The sequence below is a fragment of the Thalassospira sp. NFXS8 genome (genome assembly GCF_040148805.1).
GTDB lineage: Bacteria > Pseudomonadota > Alphaproteobacteria > Rhodospirillales > Thalassospiraceae > Thalassospira.
Genome location: NZ_JAGEMF010000005.1, coordinates 28,008 through 53,819, shown reverse-complemented (window position 1 = coordinate 53,819; position 25,812 = coordinate 28,008). Strand labels below are relative to the sequence as shown.

The window sequence follows — 25,812 nt, the reverse complement described above, 5'->3', positions numbered from 1 at the left end:
TTTGAGACGAGTTAGGCGGTTTACTCTGCCGCCACCGTCTTGCCGTCATGTTCCAGCATTTCGCCCTGTTTGCGTTTGCCAAGGATTTCGCGGGCTTTGGCGTATTGCGGGTCGTGCCAGAAAATCAGGCAGCCATTACAGCCCCGGCCACAACAGCCCTGGGTGCCAACGCGCGGGGTGCGGAAGCTTCGGTCTTTCTGGCGGTCATCAAGGGCGGTTTGCAGGGCTTCGCGTTTAACGTCGTAGCGTTCCGGGTTGCCCTTGCCCATTTCAATTTTATGGCCTTCCTGATCCAGCTTCATGCGTTGCCATTCATCGGGCGTTAAGGCTTTTTCCTTGCGGATGATGGTCAGTGGCGGGAAGGCGGTGCGCAGATAATCCGGGTCTTCCTGTTCAAGCAGGGAAAACGGAATGCGGACCATGGGTTTGGCCCCGGCATGAACGGCTTCGCCGACCTTGCCGGTATTGGCATCGATGAATTCATACATGCGGATGAAAATGGTTTTGCGGCCCTTGGGCGGCACAATTTCCAGAACATCCCCGGCCAGCAGGCGATTTTTGACCGAAATGACAAAGGCATCGTCTTCAACCCGTTCAATCAGCCCGGCAAATTCCCAGTCCGATACGTTTGATGCATTGTCATAACCGTGCGCGTAATTGGTCAGGCGGCCTTCATGGAAGGCCAGCGTATAGCCCCGGTTGGGGATGGTTGCCAGTTCCTTCATATAGGGTTCGGGCGACCAGTTTTCGGGGTCTTCGTACCAGTCATCAATTGCCATGCGATAGGCGCGTGCGACCAGCCCGGCATAATAAGGGCTTTTACCGCGACCTTCGACCTTCAGGCTGTCCACACCGATTTTCAGGTAGTCTTCAAGTTTCGGCATGATGCACAGGTCGCGCGAGTTCAGAATATAAGACCCGCGTTCGTCTTCCTGAATTTCCATCAATTCGCCGGGGCGCATTTCTTCTTCAAGGAAGAAATCAAACATTTCCATGTTTTCTTCAGACAGCTTCAGTTCCTTAACTGTGCCGTCTTTCAGTTTCATATGGACCTTGTATTTCCAGCGGCATGAATTGGCACATGCGCCCTGGTTCGCCCCGCGTTCGGCCATGAAGTTTGACAGCAGGCAGCGCCCGGAATAGGTCATGCACATCGAACCATGCACGAAGGCTTCCAGTTTGATGTCCTGGCATTTTTCGCGAATTTCGGTCAGTTCCTCGTAGGAAACCTCGCGGCCCAGTACCACCAGCTTCGCGCCAATCTGCTGCCAGAATTTTACGCTTTGCCAGGAGCAAACATTGGCCTGGGTTGACACATGCAAATCAAGTTCCGGGGCATGTTCGCGCACAAACATGAAAACACCGGGATCAGCAACAATCAGGCCATCTGGCATCACCTTGCGCACGGTATCAACATATTCCGGCAGCTTGGCGATGTCTTTATTGTGCGAAAACAGGTTCAATGTCAGATAAACGCGCACCCCATGTTCGTGGGCAAAGCCAATGCCTTCCACCACATCATCGAGCGACATTTGGCTTTTGACCCGCAACGACAGATCGGGCGTGCCCATGTACACGGCGTCGGCCCCATACAGCACGGCTATTTTTAGCTTTTCCAAAGAGCCAGCAGGCATCAACAATTCGGAACGGCGCGATTGATCACTCATATCGTCGGGTCTTTTTTCATGGAATGCGGGGAAAGTCTCTCTCTTACCTGCGCGTCATATCACAAATGCACGCCAGATTGCGCCCAAAATCGCATATTTCAGGCATTCTGCAAAGGCATGGCTTTGCAAGGCTGCGTTGTGAGAGGCCAACAGTCGCTGTTATTTTGCCAGTTTTGGGCAAAACCGGGCCAGGTTTTGCAAATAATTGGCCAGAACATAGGCGGCAATATCGGCGTCGGCTGCCGTAATTGCTTCGTCGGGATGGTGGCTTAACCCGTCTTTACAGCGCACAAACAACATGCCGATGTCGCATAAATCATGCATGGCAAGGCCGTCATGGCCGGCACCACTAAACAGGCGTAACGGGGTCAGGCCCTGTTTGGTAATTGCGGCTTCCAGCCCGTTCATCATCCAGCCAGCACAGGGTACACCCTCGGCCTCGTAGGTTTGATCGGCCGTAATGGCGACAGTGCGGTTTTGGGAAATGTGCCCAAGTGCAGACAAAATGGCACCCCGGCCATTCACACGTACCGCACGTTCGGGCGCGCGCAGTTCAATCGTCAGATCCACAGTATCGGGAATAACATTGACCGCGTTTGGCAAAACCTCGATTTTTCCGACCACACCTACCATGCCCTCGGTTTCCCGGCAGACCTGATTGACCTTGTGAATAATATCGGCTGCGGCAAGCAGGGCATCCTGGCGTTTATCCATTGGTGTGGTTCCGGCATGGCTGGCTTTGCCCTTGATCAGCACGCGGTGACGTTCAATACCGGTGAGCGCGGTGACGATGCCAACAGGCAGGTGGCGGCTTTCCAGCACCGGACCTTGTTCGATATGGATTTCCAAAAACCCAAGGGTGTTTTTGCGATCGCGTTTCAGGGGCGCGATGGCATCGGGGTTACAGCCAAAGTCGTGCAAGGCGGTGCGCACCGAAATACCATTATCATCGGTTGCATCCAGGGCTTTGGGGTCAAACGTGCCCGCCAAGGCGCGCGAGCCGACAAGGGTGGATTGAAAACGGGTACCTTCCTCGTCCCCGAAGGCAACGATTTCGATGCCGAAGGGAAGGTCGATGTTGCGATTGTAAAGGTCACCAACCACCGCAATTGGCAGGGCCACACCCAGCATTCCGTCATATTTTCCGCCAGAAACCACCGTATCCTGATGCGACCCCGTGATCAATGTGGGCGCCCCTTGTTGTGCCTTGGCATCGCGGCCAACAATGTTGCCGGCGGCATCAATTTCAGTGTGCAAGCCGGCTTGTGTCATCCAGTCGTGGATCAAGGTGGTGACCTGTTTATGTTCGGGGCTGAGAAACAGGCGGGTGACGCCGGGGCCGGATTGCGAAAATTGCGCGGCTTGTTCCAGGCGGTCATAAACAAGTTGTCCCAGCATGGGGAGTCTCCGATATGTGATGCGGCGATTATGGCGGGTTATGTTCTGGTGGCACAGTGTTGATAGGAATTAATGTTGGTGCGGATGATCCGGTGTGGGCAGGCGCACAAAGAAAGATTGATAATCGCTTTGTTGTGTCATGTCGTAAAGCCGGTGCAGCTCGGTAATCGGCTGGGGATGATCGTCAACGCGCAGATCCAGTGGCAGGGCATTTGGCGCAACAACCTTGATCACAGCTGAACTAGTGCCACGTTTGTCCCCACCCGCCTCAAACGCCGCCTTTAATGCACACAGCAGGGCACGCGAAAACGGGACGCCGTTTTTCAGTGCCTGTTCAAAGCCCGATTTCATGGTGGGAATAACCTCATCATTCGCCAATATATTGCCCCCGGCGACAAGATTGGGGGCAATGATATGGGCATGGTGCGCGGTGTTGGCATGGCCCGTCCAGGCGGCCCCGTTGCCCTTTGCATCAAGCAACAACATTTGCCGATAATCCCGGCCCTTGTCGGCGTCGGTCAGATTTTTAACCACCGAATCGGCATTTTCGCCGTTTTCCAGCTGTTTTAGCCCGTTACCACCATACCAGTAGTTGGTAGAGAACCCCTGTGTGGCAATGGCGCCCACCCCGGCGCGCAGATGCGGAACAAAGCCCCCTACGGCAAGGTTGCCGGTGGCGGTAACCAGGCCAAGGGCGTTGGTTTGCGGGTCTTTCGCGATAAGAGAGTAGGTCATGTTTCCTGCCTGGTCAGAGGGGCGGCAATGCGGGTTGGTTAAATTTATTATGATAAATAATTGCCGAAATCCAATTTATCATTATAAATAGAGTTTGCAACCGTGATGGCCAAAAGGACGGGCAACGGCTTTTGGTTCGGGAAACGTTCAGAACAATAACAAGCGGTCGTTGCCGCAAGGTTCGGATTCTGATCCGGGCGAGATCGAGAGGCTTAATAACAGGGAGGCTTGAATGAAAAGCCTGTTTAAGGGGGCGCTGATCGCAGCAGCCCTGACAGTTTCAGCATTCTCAGCCGGGCAGGCTGAGGCACAGACACCACCGGGCGTTCTGCTGGTCGGACAAATTGCCGAACCAAAATCGCTTGACCCCGCAGCGGATACGGCGGTTAACGACTTTCGCATTCTGGTTAATATGTATGACGGTCTGGTGCGCTATAAGGATGGCACGCTTGAGGTCGAGCCCGACCTTGCCACCAGCTGGACCATTTCGGACGATGGCAAGGTTTATACCTTCAAGCTGCGCGACGGGGTGACGTTTCACGACGGTACGCCGTTTAATGCCGAGGCGGTAAAATACAATTTTGACCGGATGCTGGATGAAAAGCACCCGGAACATGACACAGGCCCGTTTCCGCTGGCGTTTTTCTTTAGCACCGTTGATAAAATCGACGTGCTTGACGATCTGACGGTGAAGTTTACCTTAAAAGAACCTTATGCGCCGTTTTTGTCCAATCTGGCTTATCCAACCGGCCTGATTGTATCGCCCGCAGCGGTTCAGAAATACGGCAAGGATTTTGGCCGTCACCCGGTGGGGACCGGGCCGTTCAAATTTGAAGAATGGGACAGCAACGCCAAAGTGGTTGTCAGTCGTAATGACGATTACTGGGATGGTGCACCAAAACTTGACGCTGTTGTTTTTCGACCGATTACCGATGCCAATACCCGTGTGGCTGAATTGATGGCCGGTGGCATTGATTTGATGGTTGAGGTGCCGCCCGACAGTTTGACCAACCTTGCCGGTGACGACAATTTTCAGGTTTATCAGCAGGCGGGGCCGCACCTTTGGTTCCTGATTTTGAATATGAAGGAAGGCCCGTTCAAGGATAAGCGTGTTCGCCAGGCGGTTAACTATGCCATTAATAAAAAGGCATTGGTGGACAATGTGTTGCAAGGCACAGCCGAGGTTGCAGCCGGGCCAACACCCCCTGCCTTTGCCTGGGCCTATGACAAAAGCCTGGATCCTTATCCCTATGATGTGGAAAAGGCCAAACAACTGATCAGCGACGCCGGGGCCACAGGCAAGGAAGTGACTTTTTATGTCACCGAAGGCGGTTCCGGTATGCTTGATCCGATCCCGATGGGGGCTGCCATCCAGGCAGATCTGGCGAAGGTCGGTCTTAAAGTTAAAATCGAAACCTATGAATGGAATACCTTTCTGGGCAAGGTTAATCCGGGTTTGGCAGGCAAGGCTGACATGGCCGAAATGGCCTGGATGACCAACGACCCCGACACCCTGCCTTACCTGGCCCTGCGCACTGATGCCTGGCCCGATAAGGGCGGTTTTAATTCCGGCTATTATTCCAACCCCAAGGTGGATGAATTACTGGAAAAGGCCCGCACCTCGACCGATCAGAATGAACGCGCGAAGCTGTATCGCGAGATGCAGCAGATTGTTCATGATGACGCCCCGTGGGCCTTTATTGCCAACTGGAAACAGAATGCTGTGAGCAGTTCGGCGGTAAAGGGCTTTAAACTGCAACCGTCATTCTTCTTGCTGTTAAAAGACGTTAGCAAGGATTAAGGCCGTTTGCCGATGACATTGTAACGTCATGGTCCTTGTGACCATACCGACATGTGGCCGGGTGTGAAATATCATGTCTTTTGCACCCGGTATCTTTTCCCGCATTCACACCGACGAGCCGTAATCATGCACGTCTATATCCTTCGCCGACTGGTTTTGATGGTCCCGGTACTTTTCGGGCTGACCGTGATCGTGTTTTTAATCATGTCGCTTATTCCCGGCGACCCGGCCCTGGCGATTTTGGGATCTTATGCCACCCCGGAAAATGTTGCCAAATTGCGCGCTGATCTGGGTCTGGATAAATCACTGATCAGCCAATACTGGATCTGGCTGACCCATATGTTGCACGGTGATTTTGGCCGGTCCTACAGCCTTAACCGCCCGGTTTTAGATGAAATTCTGGAACGGTTTGGTGCGACGCTGATTTTGGCGGGAACATCGTTGGTGTTGTGTACGATTTTGGGCCTGCTAACCGGTGTGGTGTCGGCTGTGCGCCAATATGGCTGGGCCGATAAAACCCTGACCTTTGTGGTGTTGATCGGCATTTCCGTGCCGTCATTCTGGTTGGGGCTGATGATGATGTTGCTGTTTGCGGTCAATCTGCGCTGGTTGCCGGTTAGTGGCATGTATGCGATTTACGGCGGGGGCGACTTGCCCGATTTGTTGCGCCACCTGGTGATGCCGTCGATCACGTTGGCGGTGGTGGCAACCGGGGTGATAGCCCGGCTGACGCGGTCAAACATGCTGGAAGTTTTACGACAGGATTATATCCGCACCGCACGCGCCAAGGGCCTTGATGAAAGACGGGTGATTTATCGCCATGCCTTTAAGGCGGCACTGGTGAATGTCATCCCGGTGATCGGGGTGCAAGCGGGCTTTGTGCTGGGCGGGGCGGTTTATATTGAAACCGTGTTTCAGTGGCCCGGTATTGGCCGGATGCTGGTAACTGCCATCGCCACCCGCGATATTTTGCTGGTGCAAGGGGGCGTTGTGATTGTGGCGGCAAGTTATGTGCTGTTCAATCTGTTTGCTGATGTGTTGCAACATCTTATCGATCCGAGGGTCAAGGCATGAGCAACCCGGCAGCAACCGCAAAAATGGCGGCAAAACCCCGTAAATCGTCGGCCCGTCCGTCGGCATTTAAATTGCTGGCGCGCAATCACCTCGCCCTGCTGGGCGCAGTGATTTTGGCCGGTGTTATTATTGTCGCCCTGATCACACCGTGGCTGCCTTTGACAGACCCGGACGCAACCGACCCGGCCAACCGGCTTTTGCGGCCCTTAACAGACGGGCATTTTCTGGGAACCGACCATTTGGGCCGTGATTTGTTATCGCGGCTGTTATGGGGCACACGGGTTAGTCTGGCTGTTGGCATTTCGGCATCGTTGTTTGCTGCGGTGTTTGGCTCGGCGATTGGTATTATTTCGGGCTATTTCGGCGGACGCACTGATAATGTTTTGATGCGCGGCATCGATATGGTGATGGCATTTCCCTATATCCTGCTTGCTCTTGCAATTGTCGCCGCCCTGGGACCGGGATTGATGAATGCGCTTTATGCCATTGCCGTCGTCAATATTCCGTTTTTTGCTCGCAATATTCGCGGTGTCACGGTTGGGATTGCCCATCGCGAATTTGTTGATGCTGCCCGTTTGTCGGGCAAGGGGCATGTTCGCATTTTGCTAAGCGAGATTTTACCAAATGTGATGCCGGTGATTGTGATCACCATGTCGACCACGGTGGGCTGGATGATTTTGGAAACAGCAGGGCTAAGCTTTTTGGGCTTGGGCGCGCAACCCCCACAGGCCGACCTTGGGTCGATGCTGGGCGAGGGGCGCAAGTTGATTACAACCGCCCTGCATTTATCGGCCATTCCGGGCGGTATGATCTTTTTATTGGTTATGAGTATCAATTTACTGGGCGATGGTATTCGTGATGTGCTTGACCCGCGTTTAAAATCGGGTGCATTGGCCCGCCCGGCACCTGTTACCCGTATTGATCGTTCCAAGACCATGACGAACGGGAACGTTACCGATGCAAACCCAAACATAAATTCAGGCCGTGATCCTATTTTGTCGGTCGAGGATTTACGCACGGAATTTGTGCAGGGCGACGATGTTTACAAGGCCGTTGGCGGTGTGTCTTTTAGCGTTGGCCGCAATGAATGTGTTGGGCTGGTGGGGGAATCCGGGTCGGGTAAATCCGTCACGGCTCTTTCGTTACTGGGGCTTGTGGCATCACCACCGGGCACCATTGTTGGCGGGCGGGTTATGCTTGAGGGCCGCGATGTGTTTGACATGCGCGAAAGCGAAATTCGCGCCATTCGCGGAGGCCGTGCTGCCTATGTGTTTCAGGACCCGCTTTCAACCTTGCACCCGTTATTTTCGGTGGGGGATCAATTGGTTGAAGCGATCCGCGCCCATAACCGGGTCAGTTACAAAGATGCCTGGGCCAAGGCCGTATCGCTGTTGCGAATGGTGCGTATTCCCAACCCCGAACAACGTGCAGATAGCTATCCGCATCAACTTTCGGGCGGGATGCGCCAACGGGTGGGCATTGCCATGGCGCTGGCCAATGAACCCGAACTGATTATTGCCGACGAACCCACAACCGCACTTGATGTGACAGTACAGGCGCAGATTTTGAAATTGATGAACAATCTGCGCACGGAACACGGTACATCGGTGTTGTTTATTACCCATGATTTTGGTGTGGTATCGGAAATTTGCGACCGGGTTGCCGTGATGTATGCGGGCCAGATTGTGGAAATGGGCACCACTCAACAGGTTTTGCAACAACCCGCCCATCCCTATACCAAACGCCTGATCGATTGTGTGCCCCGGTTGGGCGAAGCCAAACGTGACGTGGCGGCCATTCCCGGTTTGCCCCCGGCGGTGAACAATTTACCCGCAGGATGTGCCTTTGCCGAGCGCTGCGACCGCGCGGATGATACCTGCCGGGCAGGGGCCGTCGCCCTTGATGATTTAGGGGCGGGGCATGCCGTTCGCTGTTTGAAACCGATGGGAGGCGAAGATGCCTGATATTGTTCTTCAAACCCGTGATCTGGTGCGTGTTTTTGGCGGTGGACGCACTCTTTTTATGGGCAAAAAACCATCTGTTTATGCCGTGCGCGGGGTGGATATTGCAGTGCGTAAGGGCGAAACCCTTGGCGTTGTCGGGGAATCCGGTTGTGGGAAATCAACATTGGCGCGGATGCTGGTTGGGTTGGACCGGCCCAGTGCGGGCGATGTGACTGTATCGGGTGAACCGTTAAATGATTTGCTGTCACGTGATCGTCATGCGCTGTCGCGGCGTATTCAATATGTGTTTCAGGATCCGATCAGTTCGCTTAACCCGCGCAAGCTGATCCGCGAAACATTATCGGCACCGCTGCGCTATTTGCGCAATCTTTCGGGTCAGGCCCTGACCGAGCGTTTGGAAGAATTGATGGATTGCGTTAATTTGCGGCCTGAATTTCTGGATCGCTATCCGCATGAATTTTCAGGCGGGCAGGCCCAACGTGTGGGCATTGCGCGGGCCCTGGCAGCAGAGCCGGAAATTATCGTGCTTGATGAACCGGTATCGGCCCTTGATGTGTCGGTGCAGGCGCAGGTTTTAAACTTGTTAGATGACCTGAAAAAACGGTTTGGTTTAACCTATATTTTCATCAGTCATGATTTATCGGTGGTCGAGGCGGTAAGTGACCGTGTGGCTGTGATGTATTTTGGCCGGGTTGTTGAACAGGCCGCCGGACAGGCCCTGTTTGTGGCACCGCGCCATCCTTATACCCGGTTGCTACTTGATAGTGCGCCGGTACCAGGCAAACGGGGATTGCAAGGCGAGGATGCCAATGCCGAACTGCCAGATCCGATGGCACCCCCGCCGGGCTGTGCGTTTGCGCCGCGGTGTCCATATGCGCAGAATGATTGCCGAAAAAAAGTACCCGAAGCCGACTTTGGAATGGATAATCATGCCGCGGCCTGTTTTCACCCGCTTGGCGCGATGACATAAGACAGACTGGCCCGCAAAATTGATTTGCCTGAATGGGGCAGCATACAGGTCGCACTAGCGGCATATGGAGCGTGAATGACCGACCGACCGACATTTCCCAAATCCCGGCAGGATGCGCTGGATAAAACGCGCAAGCGGGACCGCAAACGTCCCGAAGCGATTAGCGAGGCGATAAAGGATTATATTGCCCAGAAACGCTTGCGACCGGGATCACGCCTGCCCCAGGAGGCAGAGCTGATTTCGCTGCTCGGCGCATCGAAGGGCACCGTGCGCGAGGCATTAAAATCGCTCGAAACGCAGGGCCTGATTGCCACCCGGACCGGGCCGGGGGGTGGGGCGTTTATTGACAGCGTGCCCGAACAACGCGCTGTGGAATTGCTGGGCAATTACTTCTTTTTCAAGGATTTATCGATCCGCGATATTTATGAATTACGCATTTTGCTGGAACCTGAAATGGTTGCCGCCTGCATTGGCCGGATGGACGAAGCCGATTTTGTGCGCCTGGAAGAAAAGATGACATGGTACGCTCGCCAGCCAGCTACCATCGAAGAAGCTCATCGCCAGCGGATCAAGGAACTGGAATTTCATCTGGTTCTGGTTGAGATTTGCCCCAATCCGCTGTTGGCCTTTGTGTGCCGGTTTATGATTGATCTTTTGATGAACCTGACGGTTTGTAAAAAGATCTATGATCAGCCCAATACCGAATTGCGCGAGGTTGGCCGCAGTTATCAGTTGCGTTTGATTGAGGCATTGCAAAATGGCGATGGCGAAACCGTTCGTGCTGTTACCTATCAGCATATGTGCGCCGCCCAACGCCTGATGGAAGAACAGGAAGCGGTGGTTGAACGCCGCTTTCTTCGGGTGGGCAGCAATGACGTGCCGCCCGATCAGCCGTTAAGTCCTGAATTGCAGGCGCTTTCCTCGATTATCACCAAACACTGATTTGGCCGTAGATGTAATTCGGCCCGATGACTGACAGGAGTTTTCATGTCCGCCCCGCATATTGACCGTGACTATCTGGCTGCCATTCTGGGTCGGATGCTGCAAATTCATAGCCCGACGGGGATGACCGACGACATCGTTGCGCTTGTTTGCAACGAATTGAAAAACTTTGGCGTGACGTTTGATTTAACCCGGCGTGGTGCCATCGTGGCAGAATTACCCGGTAAGCGCCAGGTCCCTGATCGTGCCGTGGCTGTTCATGTTGATACGCTAGGCGCGATGGTCAGGGAAATTAAGGATAACGGGCGTTTGGCGGTGGTTGCCGTTGGTCACTGGTCGTCGCGTTTTGCCGAAGGTGCCCGGGTGACCGTGCATGGTGATGACGGCAAAAGCTGGCGCGGGACGATTTTGCCCAAAAAGGCATCGGGCCATACCTATAATGCCGAGGTTGATAGCCAACCTGTTGATTGGGCACAGTTGGAAGTACGCCTTGACGCGCGGGTTGCAAACAAGGCCGATGTGGTGGCAGCCGGGGTCAATATCGGCGATTTGATCGCGGTTGATACCAATGCCGAATTTACCGACAGCGGATTTGTGGTGTCACGCCACCTTGATGACAAGGCCGGGGTGGCATCGGTGTTGGCCATGATGAAGGCGGTTATGGAAAACCGGCTGGAACTGCCGGTGAATTGCCATGTTATTTTCACCATCGCCGAAGAAGTGGGGCTGGGCGGGGCCCATGTGCTTGATCAGGACGTCGGTGAACTGGTTGCGGTGGATAATGGCACCTTTGCACCGGGCCAGAACACCAGCGAATATGGTGTCACCATTGCGATGATGGACATGTCCGGCCCGTTTGACCGGCGTTTGAACCACCATCTTATGGATTTGTGCCGGGCAAACGACATTGACCATTCGCGCGATGTCTTCAAGTTTTATCGCAGCGATGTCGCCTCCGCCCTCGAGGCCGGATACGACACCCGGGCGTCGTTGATTTGTTTCGGGCTGGATGCCTCGCACGGGCATGAACGCGCCCATATGGACAGTTTTGTTGCCGTGGCGCGGTTGTTGCTGGCCTATGTGCAAAGCCCGCCTGTCGTTTCCTGATAAACGGGTTGGTTAAGAACATTGCGGCAGCCAGGATGACTGCCGCAATGTGTTTGAATGTATCGTCACATACGATGTTATTTGATCTTTTTGATCTCGCCCCGGTCAATTTTTTGCCAGTATTGAACAGCCTCGCGTTTGACGATTGGCATTAGAAAATAAAGGCCAATGACATTGGGCAGGGCCATGGCAAAGATCATGGCGTCGGAAAAATCAATTACCGGGTCCAAATTCATGCTGGCCCCAAGAATGACGAACAGGCAGAAAAACGCCTTAAAGGTTATTTCCTTGCCTTTGCCTTCGCCAAACAGATAGGTCCAGGCCTTTAACCCGTAATAGGACCAGGACAACATGGTGGAAAAGGCAAAAAGGACGACAGCAAGGGCCAGCACGATCGGGAACCATGTAAAGGCGGTTGCATAGGCCGCAGATGTGAGTTCAACCCCGGTCAGGTCGGTTTGCAATTGGCCGGATATGGTAATGACCAACGCCGTCATGGTGCAAATCACCACGGTATCAATAAAGGGTTCAAGCAGGGCAACATAACCTTCGGTAATGGGTTCTTTGGTGCGCACGGCAGAGTGGGCGATTGCGGCTGAACCAATCCCGGCTTCGTTGGAAAAGGCGGCACGTTTGAACCCCTGGATCAGCGCACCGACAATACCACCGGCAACACCCGCGCCTGTGAAGGCGCCATCAAAAATACGATAAAAGGCATCGCCGACATGTTCGATATTCATTCCGATGATGACCAACCCTGCCAGCAGATAAATTACCGCCATGAAGGGCACGATTTTTTCGGTAACCTTGGCAATGGACCGAATGCCGCCAATGATGACCATGCCGACAATGATGGCCATCACCAGCCCGAACAGCCAGCCGCTATCGGCTATGAAACTTTGTTCACCGCCAGTTACATTTACAATTTGCTGAAAAGCCTGGTTGGACTGAAACATATTGCCGCCGCCCACAGCGCCGCCGATACAGCAAATGGAAAATACAATGGCAAGGGTGCGGCCCAGACCGGGTTTTCCCTGTTCCGTCAGGCCTTTGGATAAATAATACATTGGTCCGCCCGACACACGGCCATCGGGATATTCGTTACGAAATTTAACGCCCAGGGTGCATTCGGTGAATTTTGATGCCATGCCAAGAAGGCCGGCCAAAATCATCCAGAATGTGGCACCCGGCCCGCCAATGGAAATGGCAACAGCCACTCCGGCAATATTGCCAAGACCGACAGTACCCGAAAGGGCAGTGGCCAATGCCTGAAAGTGCGACACCTCGCCAGCATCGTTGGGGTCGGAGTAATCACCTTTGACCAGCGAAATGGCATGACCAAACATGCGAAATTGCACAAAACCAAAATAAAGGGTGAAAACTGTGGCGGCAATAACCAGCCAGCCAACAATAAGGGGGAATTCTGTGTCGCCAATGGAGACAGAATAAAAAATCGCCCCGGCGATTACATTCGAAATCGGGGCGATTGCTTCGTTAATGGCCTGGTCCATGCCGCTTTCCTGCGCATGGGCCAGTTGCGAATAAGATAAAATGGCGACACCGGCCGTGGTGGCAGGAATCCATTTGGGCGAAAACATGAGGTGCTCCTGATTTTGTCTTTTTTGTTTGCTCGTGTTCTTAACGGCGACGGGGCCGGCTTATGGGACAACGGTAACCGGCAAGGGGGCTGCCTGAACCAGGGTTAGGGCCAGACTGCCAAGTAACCTTGCGCCGAGTGCAGACCCGCCTTTGCGGCCAATGATGATCTGGGTGGCCTGCTGTTCCTTGGCGATTTTGCACATCAGTTCACCCGAATGCCCGTATCGGACTTCATAGGTCACGGCGATGTTTTTTGTTTTAAGGATTTCAAGGGCGGGGTTAAGGGTGGTTTCCGCGCGTCCCAGTTCTTCGCTGCGGCGTTGATGGCGTTCTTCAAGTTCCTGGGCGGACAGGAAACTGTAGGGGGACCATTCCAGAATATAGGCAATGTGAATGGGGCAGCCTTCGGCCTCGGCGCGGGCGCCGGCAAATTTTACGGCCCGATGGGCCGCGTCGGTGCCGTCAAACCCGACCAGTATGGGGTGTTCGGACATTTTTCTTGCTCCATGAACGGGGAAGGGTGTGGGTTTTCATGTTGTGGGCGATACTCCGTCTCTGCCCGGTAATGCCGGGTGATACACATGGACAGGCCGCAAAATACAGGCGCACCACTGACGAAGGGATAATCGGAAGGGAGAGCGGGCAGGCAGGTACTTAAACCCGGAATATTGACGGTAAATTGCATCCCTGATTTCCCTGACCAGCAGGCATTTCGCCGCGTGCTGTTCGTCCCTGACGGGGTCGGAACGGGGGTGCCGGATTGAATTTCCCCATTATGTCGCAACCCGCAGATTGAAGGGTGCAACGCTTCAGGTTGTTAAATGTTCCAGAAAAACTATCTTAGATTTAATTTTAATCTGGTTCAAATACCGATATAATTCCCCTGGGCCGGTGATATCCGGGCTTTTGGGCACGTTTTTATCGCCGTTTTTACCGGTTGATTTTTAATCTTGACCAAATGATCAGGATTGATCATGCTGTAAAGGTCAGAGAGAGGCTTCTGACCGCGTATGCAAAGTTTAATGACAAAAACGCGGCAGAATAAAACGGGATCGACGGCCTGATCGCAAAATGCGACGGGTTTGTTGAAAAACGCCAGGAATACATTTGCCGGATATGTCAGGGTTGGCAGGCTTTGCTGTGCCAACAACACCCGCGATGTATCTGCGATATGTATTTCAATCCGCACATGTCTCTCGCTGACACAGGAGAGGACGCCTTTACGGCAGGGAGACATGAAATGACGACCCAGCAGGCAAAGCCCGCTTTGCAAACCGGCCAGATGTCGGCGGTTGCCATCGACGATAATTTTACCGATCTGCACCCGCCTTTTTCCACTTTGCAGGCGATGGCAGAAAGCAATCGCTGCCTTTATTGTTACGATGCGCCTTGTGTTACGGCGTGCCCGACATCGATTGATATTCCAAGTTTCATCCGCAAAATCAGCACTGGCAACCCGGACGGGGCGGCAAAAACCATTTTGTCGGCCAATATTATGGGCGGCACCTGTGCCCGGGCCTGCCCGACAGAAGTGCTGTGTGAGCAGGCCTGTGTGCGCAATGTTGCCGAGGACGAAGCCGTTGAAATTGGCAGTTTGCAGCGTTACGCCGTGGACCATTTAATGGCACGAAACCTGCCGCACCCGTTTAAGCGCGCTGCGGCAACCGGCAAAAAAATTGCCGTTATTGGTGCGGGGCCCGCAGGGTTAAGCTGCGCGCATCGTGCTGCCATGCTGGGCCATGATGTGACGGTGTTTGAAGCCAAGCCAAAGCCGGGCGGCCTTAATGAATATGGCCTTGCCGCCTATAAAATGACCAACGATTTCGCCCAGCGCGAGGTTGAATTCCTGCTGGGTATTGGCGGCATCACCATCGAATATGGCAAGGCGCTGGGCCGTGACATAGCGCTTGCCGATGTCAAAGCCGCCTTTGATGCCGTTTTTGTTGGTGTGGGTCTGGGGGCGACCAATAATCTGGGCCTTGCCGGTGAAGCCGCCAGCGGCGTTGATGATGCGATTGATTTTATCGAGGAATTGCGCCAGGCCAGCGACAAATCCACCATGCCGGTGGGCAATTCGGTTGTTGTGATCGGCGGGGGCAATACCGCGATTGATGCCGCTGTTCAGGCCAAGCGCCTGGGCGCGGATGAGGTCACATTGGTCTATCGTCGCGGGCCGGAACATATGTCCGCTACCGAATTTGAACAGGAACTGGCCAAAATCAATGGTGTCATCGTGCGCTATTGGGCCAAACCGGTCGAGATCAAGGCCAATGGCCGTTTGATGGGCATGGTGTTTGAAAAAACTGCGCTGGATGACAGTGGCAAGCTGGTGGGAACTGGCGAAACGTTCGAGATCAAAACCGATCAGGTCCTTAAGGCGATTGGTCAGAAGATTAAAACCGATGATCTGGCCGGGATGGAAATTTCCGGTGGCAAGATTGTGGTCGATCACACTTACCAGACAACGGCACCGGGCATTTTTGCCGGCGGTGACTGCATCAAAAGCGGCGAGGATTTGACCGTGCAATCGGTTGAAGATGGCAAATGTGCCGCCATCGCCATGGATGCCTTTTTGAAAACCGCCTGAGCATTGCCCGCCGAGGAGAGAGAACATGGCTGATTTAAGCTGCAAGATTGCCGGTATTGATAGCCTTAACCCGTTCTGGCTGGCATCTGCGCCGCCGACTGACAAAAAATACAATGTCGTGCGCGCCTTTCAGGCCGGTTGGGGCGGCGTTGTTTGGAAAACGCTGGGCATTGATCCGCCTGTCGTTAATGTATCGTCGCGCTATGGCGCGCATCATGACCAGAACCGCCGCCTGTTGGGCATTAACAATATCGAACTGATTTCCGACCGCCCGTTGGCGCTTAACCTTCAGGAAATTCGCGAATGCCGGGCTGAATGGCCCGATCATGTGATTATCGGGTCGATGATGGCACCGATTGAGGAACGCGCCTGGAAGGACCTGGCCCAGCAAATCGCCGAAAGTGGCGTGCATGGCCTGGAACTGAATTTGGGCTGCCCGCATGGCATGTGCGAACGCGGCATGGGCTCTGCCATTGGTCAGGTCCCCGAAATGGTTGAACAGGTCACACGCTGGGTCAAGGAAGCGGTGGATATTCCCGTTTTCACCAAGCTGACGCCGAATATCACCAACATTCTGTGGTCGGCCGAGGCCGCGTTAAAGGGCGGGGCGGATGCCGTGTCGCTGATTAACACGGTTAATTCGATCATCTCGGTCGATCTTGATCAGATGGTGCCCGAACCGGTGGTGGATGGCAAAGGGACGCATGGCGGATATTGCGGATCGGCGGTGAAGCCGATTGCGCTCAATATGGTGGCTGAAATTGCCCGCGCACCGGAAACCCGGGCGCTGGAAATTTCGGGCATTGGCGGTATTACCACCTGGAAAGACGCCGCCGAATTTATGGCGCTGGGGTCCAATGCGGTGCAGGTTTGCACGGCGGCGATGATTTATGGTTTCCGTGTGGTCGATGATCTGATTGATGGCATGTCGCAATGGATGGATGACCAGGGTTACACCAGTGTTGACCAGTTTACCGGCAAGGCGGTGCCACAGGTGGCGAACTGGAACGAACTGAACATGAATTTCGATACTAAAGCCGTGATTGACCCGGATAAATGTATCGAATGTGGCCGCTGCCATATTGCCTGCGAAGATACCTCGCATCAGGCGATTGCGATGAATGCCAAGCCCGAAGGCGGCAAGGAATTTGTGGTGATCGACGAGGAATGCGTGGGCTGTAACCTGTGTTACCACATTTGTCCGGTGCCTGATTGTATCACGATGGAGCCGGTCAAAACCGACAAACCCTATATGACCTGGCCGCAACATCCGCTGAACCCGATGCGTGACGCCGCCGAATAGGCGCAGCACCCCGCAAGTTTTGCATTTATATGCCCCACATATGAAAGGACTTTGATTTATGACTGCTGCGTCAACCGCTCGTAACCTGAACATCAATGCGGACCGCCTTTGGGACAGCCTGATGGAAATGGCAAAAATCGGTAAAACCGCCAAGGATGGTGTGTGCCGCCTGGCCCTGACCGATCTGGACCGCGAAAGCCGCGATTTGTTCATCAAATGGTGCAAGGATGAAGGCTGCTCGATCCGGATTGACAAGATGGGCAATATCTTTGCCCGTCGCGAGGGCAAAAACCCCGACCTGCCGCCGATTGTCGCCGGGAGCCACCTTGATAGCCAGCCGACCGGCGGCAAATATGATGGTGTTTACGGGGTGTTAAGCGGCTTGGAAGTGATCCGTACCCTGAACGATGCCAAATATGAAACCGAAGCCCCGGTGGAAGTTGTGTGCTGGACCAACGAGGAAGGATCGCGCTTTGCTCCGGCAATGGTGGCATCGGGTGTGTTTGCCAAGGTGTTTGACCTGGAATACGGCCATTCCCGTGCTGATGTTGATGGTAAAACCATGGGCGAGGAACTTAAACGCATCGGCTATATGGGCGAAGACGAGGCCACGATTGATGCCCATCCGATGGGGGCCTATTTTGAAGCCCATATCGAACAGGGGCCGATCCTGGAAGATGAAGGCATGGATATCGGCATTGTCACCGATGCCCAGGGCCAGCGCTGGTATGAAATCACCCTGACCGGGGTGGAGGCCCATGCCGGACCAACGCCGATGACCTCGCGCAAGGATGCGCTTTTGGGGGCGGCACGCATCATTGAACTGGTCAATAAAATTGGCCTCGATCGCGGGCCGCTGGCCTGTGCCACGGTCGGCATGATGCAAATTCACCCCAATTCGCGCAATGTTATCCCCGGTCGGGTGTTCTTAACGGTCGATTTCCGCCATCCGGATGACGCGGTTTTGGCCGATATGGATGCTGCCCTTCGCAAAGGGGTGGAAGACATTAAATCCGGCATCGGCCTTGATTGCGAATTCGAGCAGATCTTCTATTACGCACCAGTACCGTTTGATCCGTCCTGTGTGGATGCGGTGCGCAAGGGGGCGGAACGCGGTGGTTACAAGGCACGCGAAATCGTCTCGGGTGCCGGGCATGATGCCTGCTATCTCGCCCATGTCACCCCGACAGCGATGATCTTTATCCCCTGTGTTGACGGTATTTCCCATAACGAGATCGAGGAAGTCCATAAACACTGGTCAGATGCGGGCGGTCAGGTGCTGCTCGATGCCCTTCTGGCCAAGGCGGATGAAAAACCGGCGGAAACAACGGTGTAATGTATAAAAGATTCACGGACTATTGAGGCAGATCGATATTATGAACTACTGCTCTTGTTCGGGCCGCCTTTTGGGGCGGCTCGTTTTTTATGACGAAGTGCAAAATCAGATTTGTAAATCAGAATGTGAGTTGTCGATAATATCATAATATTCTGGTATTATGATGATCTGATCAGGGTTGCCCATTTGCATGTACTTTAGACAGTCTGGTAGTCGGAACTCTTTTTTTATAAAAATCGATAAATCATTTTTTGAAATTTTTGTTTTCATTGATATTTCTTTTAGTATTAGATCGGGCCAGTTCTCGGATAAAGGGTCAAGGTAATTGTATATGGAAAAGTTTAGAGCGTGTTTTTCTTGATTCGAAATTTTATTTTTTTTCTCTAATAGGTCAGTTAGTTCCGAATAATACGTTCTTCTGATCATTCCAGTTACAACGTTGGACCATCTTATGGGCATCTTGTATTCTTCGACTCTTTTCGGTAGATAAAGTTGAATTCGAATTAATAACCTAGCGATGAATGATGAAGCTTCGTGACTAAGTAAAGGCAATGCACTTGATAATACGGTGCGGGCACCTGCTAAGAAAAAAGCATTTGTCGTTGTTTGGTGATCTCTGTCAATGGGATTGGTGTCGCAAGAGCTCAGAATGACGATTGGTGAAACCGCAGCGTAATTACCTAGATCAAAGGCCGGTATTGATTCATCCTTTAGAAGAATTCTTCCTCCATTTTCGTCGTGTGCGCCATGGAGGTCAAAAATGGTAATGGCGACTTTGTTCTCCTTTATACATTTAATTAGTTCATCTTTATTTGCTGGGGTCTTCCATATTATTTCAATATCAGTTTCTGGGGAAGCATTTTTTAGTAAATCAATAACCTTGTTGACTTTTTCTTTGGCATGATCTTTTATCGGGTCATCGTCGGGAAAGGAACTTATGAACAGTATTTTTTTGAAAGATCTTATTGTTAAGTATATCTGGTCTTGTGAGAGTTGTAATAGAGTTGTTATGTTTCCCGGGGTAACTGGAATGCGACTAACGTTGTGTCTTATCATTAAAGGGAGGTTGTCATGTTCAGCCCATTCAATTGGTAAATTTGAAATTATCTTTAAATTTTTTTCTGTGCGTTGCTTTATATGAGGTAGTGCGACGGCCATGTGATGGTTTAAAATTCCTTGTATGCTTTCCATTGTTTTGTTGATTTTTTTTCTATTTTCTCCTCTGTATATATCTCCTAAGTTTTTCAATTTGAAGCAAATATCATTATTTGATAGTTTCGTGTTTATGTTGGGCGCTACTTTTGATGAGCAATAAATTGAAATTAGAGATGTTAACGTTTCTCTTTCAATTTTAAGTTCGTTGATGTACGGATTCAGGCAGTTATCTTCGATATTTTTCCCTTGATTTGCGGTTCTGATTGCGAGTTCAATTTCTTTTCTGTCGTGATTGTGGTCGGATCCCAAAGAATTTTTGTTGTATCTACTTTTGTTAAATGAAAATCCCGTATTTGAGGATAGATCTGATATCACATAGTGAATGTCTGGTAATAAAGCATTGGGTTTCATTTGTTGTAATAGGTAATTTTTTATATTGTCAATCGCATTAACTTGACTTTCTATTTGTTTTTTATCGTCGATATTTTTGTGATTTAACTTTTTTGATTCTATTTTGATGCTTTTTAGTAGGGTAATGTTTGGTTCAGTAAAGAGATTTGGGTGGGTTTCAATGTTTGATTCTTTTGTGTCTGTGTTTCTTTTCCCTGGTTTGATCGTTGTTATTTTTTTTAGCTCTGTGTAGTAGGCAATATCTTTTTTTGACAGCCTTGAGATTAATTTTTCAATGCAGTCATAAACTTCATTGATAGTGAAGGTGGATCTGTTGATTGTTAGTGAATCTAGATCTGTTGTCAGTGAATTTCCTATATATATTGCATTCTTATGGCTGGTGCTGTTTTTTTCTGCGATTTGATTTGTTATAGTGTCGTTTATTAAAATTTTAATTTTTTGATGTTTTTTATGTAAATCTTCTATGTCATTTAAAAAAGATATTTCATAGCCGTCATGAAACCCAATAATACGGTGAAGTATCACGTGCTCAACATCGGAGTGTATTTCTGCGAAATTTTTTGGAAGGGCGCATATGCTTTTTATGATTTCTCTGTTGTCTATCGTGCGTGATTCGTATTCGTTAAAAGTTGATGTCTTGTGCGATTTAGATAATAGAAAGTACGATATTTTATTGTGCGGATATTGTTTCATTTTTTTCTTCTTGAAATATATGTTTCGTGTTGAAAATTTAGCATAATCCAACCCCCTTCAAAATAATCCTAACCACATTCTCCTTTGCTTCCGCAAATTCTGCATCACTCAACGGCTGGTTGTCATTGAAAATTTCGATTTGGCTGGAAAAGTCGGCATAGTGTTGGGTGGTGGCGAAGATCATGTACATCAGGCTGTAGGGTTCAACATCGTCCATTTTGCCTTCCGCGATCCAGCGGCGGATGATGCGTACCCGGCCATCGAGCCAGTCCTTGACCGTGGTGGAGATATAATCGGACGAGAATTTGGCGCCACGGACAATTTCATGGGCCCAGACGCGCGAGCCATAGGGGGTGCTGCGCGAGAGGTCCATTTTGGCTTCGATATAGCCGCGCAGGATGGTGGCGGGGTCGGTGGTGTTTTCAAATGTCATGGCCGCTTCAAGCCATTGCGAGCAGACATTTTCGATTACGCGGCGATAAAGCGCCTCTTTGGTGGCGAAGTAATAATGGACATTGGCCTTGGGAACATTGGCAACCTCGGCAATGCGGGCGGTGGTGGCCCCCTTGAAGCCGAAATCGGCAAAAACCCGTTCGGCTGCGGCAAGAATCTGGACTTCGTTTTCCAGACGGATGGCAGCTTTGTGTGCGCCGTTTGCCGGTCTGTTTGATGCGGTCATCAACCCCGTCCCGTGTTTATATGTATTTATCTTGACCGTTTGGTCAGGTTCAAATAATCTCTGTTTTAACAGCTAAAAAGCAAGTCTGAATTTGCGAGGCATGTTTTCATCCCACATGTGCGGAAACAACCGCGCCGGGCAGTGAAGATAGACATAAATGTGTCGCAAACAATAAAAAAACAGGGATCGCTTCGATGTCATGCTCTTACGGGTTAGTTGCACGAAATCGGTACTGACAGCTACAGTCATTGTGCTGTAGTTTTGCATGTCTTGATCGCAAGATGTCATGCGCGATGTGGTTCTGGTGCCGGGGAACAGGCGATTGTAATTGCTTGTTAAATGCCGGTAATGCCATGATCGACCAGTTGACTGGCATATGGTTGCCAGCAAAGCCAAACCGGGTTCGGGAGACCTGATAAAATGACTGCCGCCACTTCAAACAACCGCCCCAATGATTTATCCGCCTTCTGGATGCCGTTTACGGCCAATCGCCAGTTCAAGCAAACTCCGCGCATGCTGGTTTCGGCCGAAGGCATGTATTACACCACCGATGATAACCGCCAGATCCTGGATGGAACGGCGGGTTTGTGGTGCTGTAATGCCGGGCACAAGCGCGCCAAAATCAATGAAGCCGTTCGCGCCCAGCTTGAAGAGCTTGATTACGCCCCGGCCTTCCAGATGGGCCACCCCAAGGCGTTTGAACTGGCAACGCGCCTGGCACAGTTGATGCCCGGTGATTTGAGCCATGTCTTCTATACCAATAGCGGATCGGAATCGGTTGAAACCGCCCTTAAAATCGCCATTGCCTATCATCGTGCCCGTGGCGAGGGCCAGCGCACCCGCCTGATCGGGCGTGAGCGCGGCTATCACGGGGTGAACTTTGGCGGCATTTCGGTGGGCGGCATTCCGACCAACCGGAAAACCTTTGGCACCATGCTGGGCGGTGTTGACCATATCCGCCACACCCATCTGCCCGAAGAAAACAAATTTGTTCGCGGCGAGCCGACAAATGGCGAATGGCTGGCCGAAGACCTGGAACGCCTGTGCGCCTTGCATGACCCCTCAACCATCGCGGCCGTGATTGTGGAGCCGGTTGCAGGTTCGACAGGTGTGTTGATCCCGCCGCAGGGTTATTTGAAACGCCTGCGCGAAATTTGCACCAAGCACGGCATCCTGCTGATTTTTGATGAAGTTATCACCGGCTTTGGTCGTATTGGTGCCCCGTTTGCCGTCGATTATTTCGGTGTGCAGCCCGATATGGTGACGACGGCCAAGGGCCTGACCAACGGCACCATTCCGATGGGCGCGGTTTTTGCTACCGATGCCATTTATGATGCCTTCATGACCGGCCCGGAAAACATGATCGAGCTGTTCCACGGTTATACCTATTCGGGCAACCCGGTTGCCTGTGCGGCGGGCCTGGCAACGCTTGAGATTTACGAGGAAGAAGGCCTTCTGACCCGGGGCGCGGAGCTTGGTAAATATTGGGAAGATGCGGTGCACAGCCTGGCTGACCTGCCCCATGTGAAGGACATTCGTAACCTTGGCCTGATTGGCGCGATCGAGCTTGAAAGTATCGATGGCCAGCCGACGAAGCGGGCGTTTTCGGCCTTTTTGCAGGCGTTCGAGAAGGGCATTCTGATCCGCACGACGGGCGATATCATTGCCTTGTCGCCGCCGCTGATTATTGAAAAATCGCATATCGACGAATTGTTCGGAACCCTGCGCGATGTTCTGAAGAATCTTGACTGATCCAGCACGGAAAGAAGAGTTATGAAACGTATTGAACATATCATTGGCGGCGAACATACCAGTGGCGAGAGCACACGGACCGGCGCCATCTTCAATCCGGCAACCGGGGAGCAGACCGGCGAAGTGGTGCTGGCATCGGAAGCCGATGTTAATACCGTTGTTGCCACGGCCAAGGCCGCGTTTGAAAGCTGGTCGGCGACGCCACCGGCCAAACGCGCCCAGGTGATGTTTGCCTATAAGGGCCTGCTTGAAAAACGGGCCGATGAAATTGCCAGCACCATTTCGGCCGAACATGGCAAAACCCACCCCGACGCCCTGGGCGAAGTGGCCCGTGCCTTGGAAGTGGTGGAATTTGCCTGTGGTATTCCGCATTTGCTGAAAGGTGATTTTAGCCGCAATGTCGGAACATCGGTGGATGCCTGTGCCGATCGTCATGCCCTGGGGGTTGTTGCCGGGATTACTCCGTTTAACTTCCCGACCATGGTGCCGTTATGGATGATCCCGATGGCGATTGCGTGTGGCAATACCTTCGTTCTGAAGCCGTCCGAACGCGACCCGTCGGCGGCCAATCTGGTGGTGGAATTGCTTCATGAGGCCGGGTTGCCCAAGGGCGTTTGTAACGTTCTGCATGGTGACAAGGTCGCGGTTGATGGCCTGTTGCATCATCCGGACGTGCAGGCCATCAGCTTTGTTGGCTCCACCCCGATTGCGGAATATGTTTACAAAACCGGCACGGCGAATGGCAAACGGGTCCAGGCGCTGGGCGGGGCGAAAAACCACATGATCGTCATGCCCGATGCCGATATTGACCAGGCCGTGGATGCCCTGATGGGCGCTGGGTATGGTGCGGCGGGTGAACGCTGCATGGCGGTTTCGGTGGCGGTTCCGGTGGGTGAAGAAACAGCGGATCGTTTGGTCAAGGCGCTCGCACCCAAGGTTGCCGCGCTTAAAATTGGCCCGTCAACCGATACCGATGCCGATATGGGCCCGGTCATTACCGAAGCACACAAGAACAAGGTTCTTGGCTATATTGATGCCGGTGTGAAGGAGGGTGCCGAACTGGTTGTGGATGGCCGTGGCTTTAAGCTGCAGGGCTATGAAAACGGCTATTTCGTGGGTGGTTCTTTGTTTGACCGCGTCACCCCGGACATGTCGATTTATACTGACGAAATTTTTGGTCCGGTTCTGTCGGTTGTGCGGGCAGATAGCTATGACACGGCGGTTGATCTGATCAACAAGCATGAATATGGCAATGGCACCGCGATTTTCACCCGTGATGGCGACGCGGCGCGTAACTTTGTTGACCGTATCCAGGTTGGCATGGTCGGTGTGAATGTGCCCATTCCGGTGCCGGTTGGCTATCACAGCTTTGGCGGCTGGAAACGGTCGATTTTCGGATCACACGGAATTTACGGTCCCGAAGCGGTGCATTTCTATACCAAGCTTAAAACCGTTACCATGCGTTGGCCGACAGGCATTCGCTCCGGTGCGGAATTCAACTTCCCGTCCAACGGGTAACAGGCAGGCGTGGCCCGGTTCGGGCCGCGCCTTCTTATTTTGTCGGGGTCGGTTGCATCCTGGCAAACAAAGATTCCGGTTTTCGCCATGAACCGGGTTTGATGGCGAAAACCAACACAAGCGTTCACATCCAGATCGGTAAAAACCGGCAAGAACGCATACATTATCAAGGAGGTATCTCGCATGTCGATGCTGAGAGGCGGATTGATTCAGATGTCTTTGAAAGGCAGCACGGATCAGTCACCAGAAGAAATTCGCCAGGCCATGATCGAGGCGCATCTTCCCTATATCGAGGAAGCTGGCAAGAAGGGGGTGCAGGTCCTGTGCTTTCAGGAAGTGTTCACCCAGCCCTATTTCTGCCCGAGCCAGGATGCCAAATGGTATGCGGCGGCAGAGAAAATTCCCGACGGGCCGACCACACAACTCATGTGTGAACTGGCCGCCAAACATAAAATGGTGATTGTCGTTCCGATCTATGAGGAAGACATTACCGGGGTTTATTACAATACCGCCGCTGTGATTGATGCCGATGGGACCTATTTGGGTAAATATCGCAAAACCCATATTCCGCAGGTTTCCGGGTTCTGGGAAAAGTTCTTTTTCAAACCGGGCGCGTCCAACTGGCCGGTGTTTGAAACCCAATATTGCAAATTGGGCGTTTATATCTGTTATGACCGCCACTTCCCCGAAGGCTGGCGCGCATTGGCCCTAAATGGTGCGGAATATATCGTTAATCCGTCTGCTACGGTTGCCGGGGTTTCCGAATATATCTGGAAGCTGGAACAGCCGGCATCGGCCGTTGCCAATGGCTGCTATATTGGTGCGATTAACCGGGTGGGCCGCGAACAACCCTGGGATATTGGCGAATTTTACGGGCAAAGCTACTTTGTTAATCCGCGCGGCGTGATTGAAAAGGAAGCATCACGCGATCAGGACGAGCTGATTGTCCATGACATGGACATGAATATGGTGCGCGAAGCCCGCAATAACTGGCAATTTTTCCGTGACCGTCGCCCTTCGACCTATACCCGCCTGACGGACGGCAACTGATTTCTAAAGGCGAACGGCCCGGTCGTTCGCCAGACTGCTTTGACCGGTAAAACACCTGTGCGCCATATGTG

19 protein-coding genes are annotated in these 25,812 nt (G+C 52.4%); 12 read left to right on the top strand and 7 right to left on the bottom strand.

Annotated features, from left to right (window positions below; all coding sequences use genetic code 11):
* Nucleotides 1-20 precede the first annotated feature (20 nt).
* The 3 genes from J4E05_RS20830 to J4E05_RS20820 all read right to left on the bottom strand — a co-directional run bounded on the left by J4E05_RS20830 (nucleotide 21) and on the right by J4E05_RS20820 (nucleotide 3,800).
* Complete coding sequence (locus tag J4E05_RS20830; RefSeq protein WP_349599688.1) at nucleotides 21-1,667, bottom strand: peptidase U32 family protein; 1,647 nt, start codon at nucleotides 1,665-1,667, stop codon at nucleotides 21-23.
* 159 nt (nucleotides 1,668-1,826) lie between these two features.
* Complete coding sequence (locus tag J4E05_RS20825; RefSeq protein WP_349599685.1) at nucleotides 1,827-3,065, bottom strand: allantoate amidohydrolase; 1,239 nt, start codon at nucleotides 3,063-3,065, stop codon at nucleotides 1,827-1,829.
* A 69-nt stretch (nucleotides 3,066-3,134) separates the two neighbouring features.
* On the bottom strand, nucleotides 3,135-3,800 hold the full coding sequence (locus J4E05_RS20820) for a DUF1028 domain-containing protein (protein ID WP_349599682.1): 666 nt from the start codon (nucleotides 3,798-3,800) through the stop codon (nucleotides 3,135-3,137).
* 232 nt (nucleotides 3,801-4,032) lie between these two features.
* On the opposite strand from J4E05_RS20820, the gene J4E05_RS20815 reads away from it, so the two are divergent.
* The 6 genes from J4E05_RS20815 to J4E05_RS20790 all read left to right on the top strand — a co-directional run bounded on the left by J4E05_RS20815 (nucleotide 4,033) and on the right by J4E05_RS20790 (nucleotide 11,658).
* On the top strand, nucleotides 4,033-5,601 hold the full coding sequence (locus J4E05_RS20815) for an ABC transporter substrate-binding protein (protein ID WP_349599679.1): 1,569 nt from the start codon (nucleotides 4,033-4,035) through the stop codon (nucleotides 5,599-5,601).
* Nucleotides 5,602-5,727: 126 nt separating this feature from the next.
* Complete coding sequence (locus J4E05_RS20810; RefSeq protein WP_085591920.1) at nucleotides 5,728-6,675, top strand: ABC transporter permease; 948 nt, start codon at nucleotides 5,728-5,730, stop codon at nucleotides 6,673-6,675.
* Nucleotides 6,672-8,639, top strand: a complete 1,968-nt coding sequence (locus J4E05_RS20805) for a dipeptide/oligopeptide/nickel ABC transporter permease/ATP-binding protein (RefSeq protein ID WP_349599676.1) — start codon at nucleotides 6,672-6,674, stop codon at nucleotides 8,637-8,639. Before J4E05_RS20810 ends, J4E05_RS20805 begins: the two co-directional genes overlap by 4 nt.
* A complete protein-coding gene (locus J4E05_RS20800) occupies nucleotides 8,632-9,609 on the top strand; it encodes an ABC transporter ATP-binding protein (RefSeq protein ID WP_349599673.1) in 978 nt (325 codons plus the stop codon). Before J4E05_RS20805 ends, J4E05_RS20800 begins: the two co-directional genes overlap by 8 nt.
* Before the next feature lie 75 nt (nucleotides 9,610-9,684).
* Nucleotides 9,685-10,551: a FadR/GntR family transcriptional regulator gene (locus tag J4E05_RS20795; RefSeq protein WP_085591914.1), complete on the top strand. Its 867-nt coding sequence runs from the start codon at nucleotides 9,685-9,687 to the stop codon at nucleotides 10,549-10,551.
* A 45-nt stretch (nucleotides 10,552-10,596) separates the two neighbouring features.
* Nucleotides 10,597-11,658, top strand: coding sequence for an osmoprotectant NAGGN system M42 family peptidase (locus tag J4E05_RS20790; protein ID WP_085591912.1), 1,062 nt, complete (start codon nucleotides 10,597-10,599; stop codon nucleotides 11,656-11,658).
* A gap of 77 nt (nucleotides 11,659-11,735) precedes the next feature.
* Here the strand turns inward: J4E05_RS20790 and J4E05_RS20785 are convergent, their stop codons facing one another.
* Both J4E05_RS20785 and J4E05_RS20780 read right to left on the bottom strand, forming a co-directional pair.
* The gene (locus J4E05_RS20785) at nucleotides 11,736-13,256 is read right to left on the bottom strand and encodes an alanine/glycine:cation symporter family protein (protein ID WP_085591910.1); all 1,521 of its coding nucleotides are present in this window, start codon (nucleotides 13,254-13,256) and stop codon (nucleotides 11,736-11,738) included.
* A 60-nt stretch (nucleotides 13,257-13,316) separates the two neighbouring features.
* Nucleotides 13,317-13,751, bottom strand: a complete 435-nt coding sequence (locus J4E05_RS20780; RefSeq protein WP_085591908.1) for a universal stress protein — start codon at nucleotides 13,749-13,751, stop codon at nucleotides 13,317-13,319.
* A gap of 746 nt (nucleotides 13,752-14,497) precedes the next feature.
* Between J4E05_RS20780 and J4E05_RS20775 the strand changes: the two genes are divergently transcribed.
* The 3 genes from J4E05_RS20775 to J4E05_RS20765 are packed head-to-tail and all read left to right on the top strand — an operon-like array spanning nucleotide 14,498 to nucleotide 18,483.
* Entirely contained in the window at nucleotides 14,498-15,844 is a 1,347-nt protein-coding gene (locus tag J4E05_RS20775; RefSeq protein WP_349599669.1) for an NAD(P)-dependent oxidoreductase, read from the top strand.
* Nucleotides 15,845-15,869: 25 nt separating this feature from the next.
* The gene (preA, locus tag J4E05_RS20770; RefSeq protein ID WP_349599666.1) at nucleotides 15,870-17,147 is read left to right on the top strand and encodes an NAD-dependent dihydropyrimidine dehydrogenase subunit PreA; all 1,278 of its coding nucleotides are present in this window, start codon (nucleotides 15,870-15,872) and stop codon (nucleotides 17,145-17,147) included.
* Nucleotides 17,148-17,205: 58 nt separating this feature from the next.
* Complete coding sequence (locus tag J4E05_RS20765; protein WP_349599663.1) at nucleotides 17,206-18,483, top strand: Zn-dependent hydrolase; 1,278 nt, start codon at nucleotides 17,206-17,208, stop codon at nucleotides 18,481-18,483.
* 105 nt (nucleotides 18,484-18,588) lie between these two features.
* Here J4E05_RS20765 and J4E05_RS20760 read toward each other — a convergent pair whose 3' ends face one another.
* Together J4E05_RS20760 and J4E05_RS20755 are read right to left on the bottom strand one after the other, a co-directional pair.
* The gene (locus J4E05_RS20760; protein ID WP_349599661.1) at nucleotides 18,589-20,742 is read right to left on the bottom strand and encodes a hypothetical protein; all 2,154 of its coding nucleotides are present in this window, start codon (nucleotides 20,740-20,742) and stop codon (nucleotides 18,589-18,591) included.
* A gap of 37 nt (nucleotides 20,743-20,779) precedes the next feature.
* The gene (locus J4E05_RS20755) at nucleotides 20,780-21,421 is read right to left on the bottom strand and encodes a TetR/AcrR family transcriptional regulator (RefSeq protein ID WP_349599658.1); all 642 of its coding nucleotides are present in this window, start codon (nucleotides 21,419-21,421) and stop codon (nucleotides 20,780-20,782) included.
* Nucleotides 21,422-21,841: 420 nt separating this feature from the next.
* Between J4E05_RS20755 and aptA the strand changes: the two genes are divergently transcribed.
* From aptA to J4E05_RS20740, 3 genes are all read left to right on the top strand, one after another.
* Complete coding sequence (gene aptA, locus J4E05_RS20750) at nucleotides 21,842-23,173, top strand: omega-aminotransferase AptA (protein WP_349599656.1); 1,332 nt, start codon at nucleotides 21,842-21,844, stop codon at nucleotides 23,171-23,173.
* A gap of 21 nt (nucleotides 23,174-23,194) precedes the next feature.
* On the top strand, nucleotides 23,195-24,691 hold the full coding sequence (locus J4E05_RS20745; protein WP_085595469.1) for a CoA-acylating methylmalonate-semialdehyde dehydrogenase: 1,497 nt from the start codon (nucleotides 23,195-23,197) through the stop codon (nucleotides 24,689-24,691).
* A gap of 183 nt (nucleotides 24,692-24,874) precedes the next feature.
* Nucleotides 24,875-25,741 (top strand): nitrilase-related carbon-nitrogen hydrolase, encoded by an 867-nt coding sequence (locus tag J4E05_RS20740; RefSeq protein WP_085595467.1) that lies wholly within the window; start codon nucleotides 24,875-24,877, stop codon nucleotides 25,739-25,741.
* Nucleotides 25,742-25,812 lie beyond the last annotated feature (71 nt).